Origin of the sequence: Saccharomonospora halophila 8 (genome assembly GCF_000383775.1) — a bacterium.
Taxonomy (GTDB): Bacteria; Actinomycetota; Actinomycetes; order Mycobacteriales; family Pseudonocardiaceae; genus Saccharomonospora; species Saccharomonospora halophila.
In genome coordinates this window covers 30,243-36,273 of sequence record NZ_KB912499.1, presented here as the reverse complement: position 1 = coordinate 36,273, position 6,031 = coordinate 30,243, and the positions used below count along the sequence as shown (strand labels likewise).

Here is a 6,031-nt window from a genome sequence, read left to right as displayed (position 1 = left end):
CTTGCCGGGCTTGCGGACCAGCGCCACGCCGAGCCCGCGGGCGTAGCCCAGCGCCGCGGCGAGGACGAACCCCCGGGCCTCCACGGCCGCGAGCCGGTCGACGTCCCCGACCGCGTCCCCCAGGGCATCGATCACCAGCGCGAACGCCTCGGGGTCCCCGAACAGCGGGGTGAGATCCCGGAACAGTACCCCCGGTTCGGGAAAGTCCGGGATCTCGGAGATCAGGTCCAGCGCCTCGTCGAGTTTCCGCGCGTTCACCGTTTCCGCTTTCCGGTCGGCCGGGCCGAGGCACGTCGGCCGGACGTACGTTCACCCCGTCGGGCCTTCGGGTGCCGGTCGGGCACACTCGCCGCCGCGGAGAACGCCTTCTCCCGGCGCAGCTCCGCGGACAGCGACTCGTCGTCGCCGGGATCGACGTCGTCCCCGTCGGCGGCCCCCGCGGCCGACCCGTTGAGCTTACGGGCCTGGTGCTCGCGCCGTGCCCGCACCTTCTCGGCGTGCTTGATGTAGGTCGGGTTCCGCATCTTGCCCTCGACCAGGATGGGCGTGGCAAGCAGGATCGACGAGAACGTCCCGGCGATCAGGCCGGTCATCAGGACCAGGGCGAGGTCCTGCAGTGTCCCGGAACCGAGCAGGATGTAGCCGATCACGAGCAGTCCCACCACCGGCAGCAGCGTGATCAGCGAGGTGTTGATCGAGCGCATCAGCGTCTGGTTCAGCGCGAGGTTGGCCGCCTCGGCGTAGGTGCGCCGCGTCAGGTTGAGCAGGCCGCGGGTGTTCTCCTTGACCTTGTCGAACACCACGACGGTGTCGTACAGCGAGTAGCCGAGGATCGTCAGCAGCCCGATCGCCGTCGCCGGGCTCACCTCGAACCCGATCAGCGAGTAGACGCCCGCGGTGACCACGACATCGTGCAGCAGCGCGACCAGCGCGGCCACGGCCATCCACTTCTCGAAGTAGATGACGAGGAAGATCGTCACCAGCACCAGGAACACGGCCAGCGCGATCAGCGCCTGCTGGGAGATCTCCCCGCCCCAGGACGCACTCACCGCGCTGTCGCTGATCACCTGCTCGGTCGGCTGCCCGTTCGCCCCGAGTGGCTGCAGTTGCTCGAACAGCACCTGCTTGACCTCGGCCACCTCGGCCGGGTCGAGCGAGTCGGAACGGATCTGGATCGAGGCCGCGTCCCCGACGCCGACCTGTTGGGTCTCCGACGGGTTGCTGCCGAGCGCGTCCGCGAAGGCCTCGGACGCCTCGTCGGTGGTGATCGGGCCGTCCGCCCCGACGGCGGGCATCTGGATCTGGGTACCGCCCTCGAACTCGATGCCGAAGTTGAAGCCCTTGAACCCGATCGAGGCGGCACAGATCAGCAGCAGCGCCCCGAAGGCCAGGAACCAGCGCCTGCGGTGGCCGACGATGTCGAACGCCCCGGTACCGGTGTAGAGGCGTTGCAGCACCGACCCCTCGGTCCGCGCCTCGCCCACGGCATTGGTCCCGGCCCCGGCTCCGCCCGTGCCCACGTTCCGCTCTCCCTGCTGCTCCACCTCAGGCCTCCTTCACGGCCGTGCCGAGACGGTTCGCGGTGCGCCTGCTCGAACCGATCCGCTGCACCGCTCCCAGCCCGGACAACCGCGGACTCGACAGCTTCTTCGACTTCGCCACCAGCGCGACCAGCGGGTGCGTGATGAGGAAGACGACGATCAGGTCGAGCACCGTGGACAGGCCCAGGGTGAACGCGAAGCCCTTCACCTCGCCGACGGCGAGGACGTAGAGCACGACGGCGGCGAGGAACATGACCGCGTCCGAGGCGAGGATCGTGCGCCGCGCCTTGACCCAGCCACGCGGCACCGCCGAGCGGAAGGTTCTGCCCTCCCGCATCTCGTCCTTGAGACGTTCGAAGTACACCACGAACGAGTCGGCCGTGACCCCGATCGCGACGATGAATCCGACGACGCCCGCGATGTCCAGGGTGTACCCGATCCACCGGCCGAGCAGCACCAGCACCGCGTAGATGATCATCGCCGAGAGTGCCAGCGACAACACCGTCAGCACCCCGAGGATGCGGTAGTAGAACAGGCAGTAGACGAACACCAGCGCGAGGCCGACCGCCCCGGCGATCAGTCCCGCCTCCAGGGTGGCCAGGCCGAGCGTGGCCGACACGGTGGTGGCGTCGGACGAGTCGAACGACAACGGCAACGACCCGTACTTGAGCACGTCCGCGAGGTTCTGCGCCTCGGCCTGGCCGAAGTCGCCGTAGATCTGGGTGTCCCCACCCGCGATCGCCTGGTTGATGCTGGGCGCGGACACGACCTCGGTGTCCAGCACGAAGGCGGCCCGCTCGCCGACGTTGGCGGAGGTGAAGTCGGCCCAGATCCGGCCGCCCCGGTCGTTGAACGAGAGGTTCACGACCCAGCCGTTGCCCTGCTGACTGTCGTACACCGCCGACGCGGTCTCGATCTGCGTCCCCTGCAGGAACACCGGGCCGAGCACGTACTTCTGGGCACCGTCGTCCCCGCAGGCCACCAGCGGCCGGTTCGGATCGTCGTTGCCCGTCAGCGGGTCGATCCGGCCGGGCGCGCAGCTGAGCTGGCTCATCGCCCGCTGCTGGGCCCTCTGCGCGGCCTGCACCTCCCGCTGGTCGCTCGGGTCCGCGGGGATCAGTTCGGGGTTCTGCCGCACCTGTTTGGCCTGCTGGATGCGCTGCGCGACCTCGTCGGTGTCGGCGCCGTTCCCGTCATCCTGCTGCCGGGCCTCCGGCGCCGAGCCGCCACCGGCGGAGGTGGGCGCCGGCTCCCCGGATTCCGGTGCGCCACCGGCCCCTTCCTCCGCGGGAGGCTCCGTTCCGGGGTCGCCCTGACCGCCCTGTTCCCCGCTGCCCTCGCCGGGCTGCTGCTGGCCCTGCTGCTGCCCCGGGGCCGCCCCGGCGGGCTGGACGGCGATCACCTTGCGGATGCCGAGCTTCGCGGTCTGACCGAGCGTCTTGGCCTGCTCGCCCTCCTGACCGGGCACGGTGATCACGACGTTGCTGCCGTCGAGCACCACCTCGGCGCCGCTGACCCCGATCCCGTTGACGCGGTTCTGAATGATCTCCCGCGCCTGCTGGAGCTGGTCCCGCGACGGGTCCGAGCCGTCCGGGGTCCGCGCCGTCAGGGTGACCCGGGTGCCGCCCTTCAGGTCGATCCCGAGCTTCGGTGTCGGATCACCGCCCCCGGTGAAGAACACCAGGGAATACAGCGCTGCGGCGATCACGACGAAGAACGCGAAGTATCGTCCCGGGCGGAACTGCCCGGCCGGAGGTGCCACGGTCGGTCGCTCTCCTCGAACTGGCTCGGCGGCTTACGGGTCGGCGCGCACGCCACCACCCGCCACAGGTGTGCGGTCGGCGAACACGTACGGCACCGGGACGACCCTACTCGGTGCCGCGCACACGGAGCGGGCCGGGCCGGACACCGAGGGGACCCCGGGCTGTCGGCCCGACCGTGCCCGGGCTACTTCTTGCCGTGCTCCAGCGACGGGGCGACCTCCGCACCCGAGCGCTCACTCTCCGTGTCCTCGGCGGCGACCTCCGTGGAGTCGTCGGAGGTGGCGGTGTCCGGGGCGTCCGCGTCCGCGGCGTCCCCGGTGTCCTCCTCGTCGTCGGTGACCGGGTTGATCCGCTCCCGCACGGCCTGGCGCAGCCAGGTGGTCACCACGCCCTCGGCGATCTCCAGGTCGATGGTGCTCTCGTCACTCGCGTCGACCACGGTGGCGTACATCCCGGAGGTGGTCATCACGCGATCGCCCTCGTCCAGGCTGTTCTGCAGGTCCTGCTGCTCGGCCATGGCCTTCTTCTGCTTGCGCGAAGCCAGGACGAGAGGCAACGCGACGACGAGCATCAGCAGAAGCGGCAGGATGAGGCCGTCCATGGTTCTCCATTCGACGGACGCCGCCCGGTGGCTCCGGCCGGGACGTCCCAGTTTGTCCGGATGTGCTGTCTTCGAGTGTGCCAGCCGCGGCCACGAGGTCGAGCACCGGTGGCGCACACCTCGGCGCCCGTCCGTCGACACCGTTCCGCTCGGCCCTGCTCGGCGACCCGCTCGTCGGCCACCGCCGCACGGACACCGCCGCGCGCGGGGCCGGCGAGCGCCGTGCGCGGAGCCGACGTGCTCAGTCGAACAGGGTCGGCGAAGCGGGGTCAACCCCTCCCGTCGGAGCGGGAGGCGGGAGTCCGAGGTGCTCCCACGCGAGGGTGGTGGCGACCCGGCCACGGGGCGTGCGGGCGAGCATACCCGCCCGCACGAGATACGGCTCACACACCTCTTCCACGGTGGTCGGCTCCTCGCCCACCGCCACCGCGAGCGTGGACACCCCGACCGGGCCACCGCCGAACGAACCCACCAGCGCCTCCAGCACCGCCCGGTCCAGCCGGTCGAGGCCGAGTTCGTCGACGTCGTAGACCTCAAGTGCGGCCCGCACGACCGGGAGTGTCCCCCGGCCGTCGGCACGGACCTCAGCATAGTCGCGGACCCGCCGCAGCAGCCGGTTGGCGATCCGGGGGGTGCCGCGGGAACGCCGGGCGATCTCCGCGCGGCCCTGTTCGTCCACCGGGATGCCGAGAATCTCCGCCGACCGGGCCACGACCTGCTCGAGTTCGGCGGGCGCGTAGAACTCCATCTGTCCGGTGAACCCGAACCGGTCCCGCAGGGGGCCGGTCAGCGAACCGGACCGCGTGGTGGCGCCCACGAGCGTGAACGGCGCGACCTCGAGCGGGATACTCGTGGCCCCGGGCCCCTTGCCGACGACCACGTCGACGCGGAAGTCCTCCATCGCGAGGTAGAGCATCTCCTCGGCGGGGCGCGCGATGCGGTGGATCTCGTCGATGAACAGCACCTCACCCTCGGTGAGGTTGGACAGCATCGCCGCGAGATCGCCCGCGCGCTCCAGCGCGGGCCCGGACGTGACCCGGATGGCGGTGTCGAGTTCCGCCGCCATGATCATGGCCATGCTCGTCTTGCCCAGGCCCGGCGGGCCGGACAGCAGCACGTGGTCGGGCGGGACACCGCGCCTGCGGGCGCTGTGCAGCACCAGCTCCAGCTGCTCACGCACCCTCGGCTGTCCGACGAAGTCGGCGAGCCTGCGCGGGCGCAGCGCGGTCTCGATCTCCCGCTCACCCGTGTGCGCGACCGCGGACAGCGGTCCGTCCGTGCCGTCCCCATCGGGGTGCCCGTCCGGTGCGACCTCCTCCGGTCCCGGTGACGGTACCCACCCGGGGTCGGACCTCGGATCCTCGTGCACGACATTCCCCCGATCACGGATCACGCCGGATCACCGTCGGACCGGCTCAGCTCTTCCTGCCCAGCGACGCCAGTGCGGCCCGCAGCACCCGGGACGTGTCGCCCGGCTCCTCGGCCACGACCCGCTCCACGGCCTGTTCCGCCTGCTTCGCGGGGAACCCGAGTCCGACCAGCGCCTGGACCACGTCGGCCACGACGTCGGCACGGGACGTCTCCGCCGCACCGGGGGCCGGCACGGCCGCACCGTCGGCACCGTCGGCACCGTCGGCACCGTCGGCCCCGGCGAACGCGGCCACCTTGTCCCGCAGTTCGATGGACAGCCGCTCGGCCCCCTTGCGGCCGATACCGGGGACCTGGGTGAGCACCGTGAGGTTGCCCTCGGCCAGCGCGGTGCGCAGCTTGTCGGGTTCGAGCACCGCGAGCGCGGCCAACGCCAGCCGTGGGCCGACACCGGAGACCGTCTGCAACAGTCCGAACAGCTCACGGGACTCCGCGTCGGCGAACCCGTACAGGGTCAGCGAGTCCTCCCGCACGACCAGGGTGGTGTGCAGGTGCGCCCGCTCACCCGTCCGCAGCGTGGCGAGCGTCGACGGGACGGCCTGCACGGACAGGCCCACCCCGCCGACCTCGACCACCACGTGGTCGAGCGCGACGGAGAGTACCTCGCCGCGCACCGAAGAGATCATGACGTGGCTCCCGTCGTCGGAGGGCCGGCCCCGGGCCGCGCCCCGCGCGCCTCGGCGAGCCGGGCACGGTGC

The 6,031-nt window shown here is 71.4% G+C and carries 5 protein-coding genes and 1 pseudogene; all 6 read right to left on the bottom strand.

The features are described from left to right. Nucleotides 1-258 (bottom strand): annotated as a pseudogene (locus SACHA_RS0104875) (adenine phosphoribosyltransferase); the annotation flags it as partial. After that, a complete protein-coding gene (gene secF, locus SACHA_RS0104870; RefSeq protein ID WP_028662896.1) occupies nucleotides 255-1,520 on the bottom strand; it encodes a protein translocase subunit SecF in 1,266 nt (421 codons plus the stop codon). The pseudogene SACHA_RS0104875 and the gene secF, both read right to left, overlap by 4 nt. A gap of 25 nt (nucleotides 1,521-1,545) precedes the next feature. Further along, nucleotides 1,546-3,303 (bottom strand): protein translocase subunit SecD, encoded by a 1,758-nt coding sequence (secD, locus tag SACHA_RS0104865; RefSeq protein ID WP_019807626.1) that lies wholly within the window; start codon nucleotides 3,301-3,303, stop codon nucleotides 1,546-1,548. Between the two features lie 185 nt (nucleotides 3,304-3,488). After that, nucleotides 3,489-3,905 (bottom strand): preprotein translocase subunit YajC, encoded by a 417-nt coding sequence (gene yajC / locus SACHA_RS0104860; RefSeq protein WP_019807625.1) that lies wholly within the window; start codon nucleotides 3,903-3,905, stop codon nucleotides 3,489-3,491. A gap of 241 nt (nucleotides 3,906-4,146) precedes the next feature. Continuing rightward, complete coding sequence (ruvB, locus tag SACHA_RS0104855) at nucleotides 4,147-5,172, bottom strand: Holliday junction branch migration DNA helicase RuvB (RefSeq protein WP_039737995.1); 1,026 nt, start codon at nucleotides 5,170-5,172, stop codon at nucleotides 4,147-4,149. A 148-nt stretch (nucleotides 5,173-5,320) separates the two neighbouring features. Then, nucleotides 5,321-5,959: a Holliday junction branch migration protein RuvA gene (gene ruvA / locus SACHA_RS0104850; protein WP_019807622.1), complete on the bottom strand. Its 639-nt coding sequence runs from the start codon at nucleotides 5,957-5,959 to the stop codon at nucleotides 5,321-5,323. Nucleotides 5,960-6,031: the final 72 nt, after the last annotated feature.

Excerpts from the sequence above, each read along its gene's own strand:
- yajC (WP_019807625.1), bottom strand. The coding sequence starts at position 3,905 with ATGGACGGCCTCATCCTGCCGCTTCTGCTGATGCTCGTCGTCGCGTTG.
- ruvA (WP_019807622.1), bottom strand. The coding sequence starts at position 5,959 with ATGATCTCTTCGGTGCGCGGCGAGGTACTCTCCGTCGCGCTCGACCAC.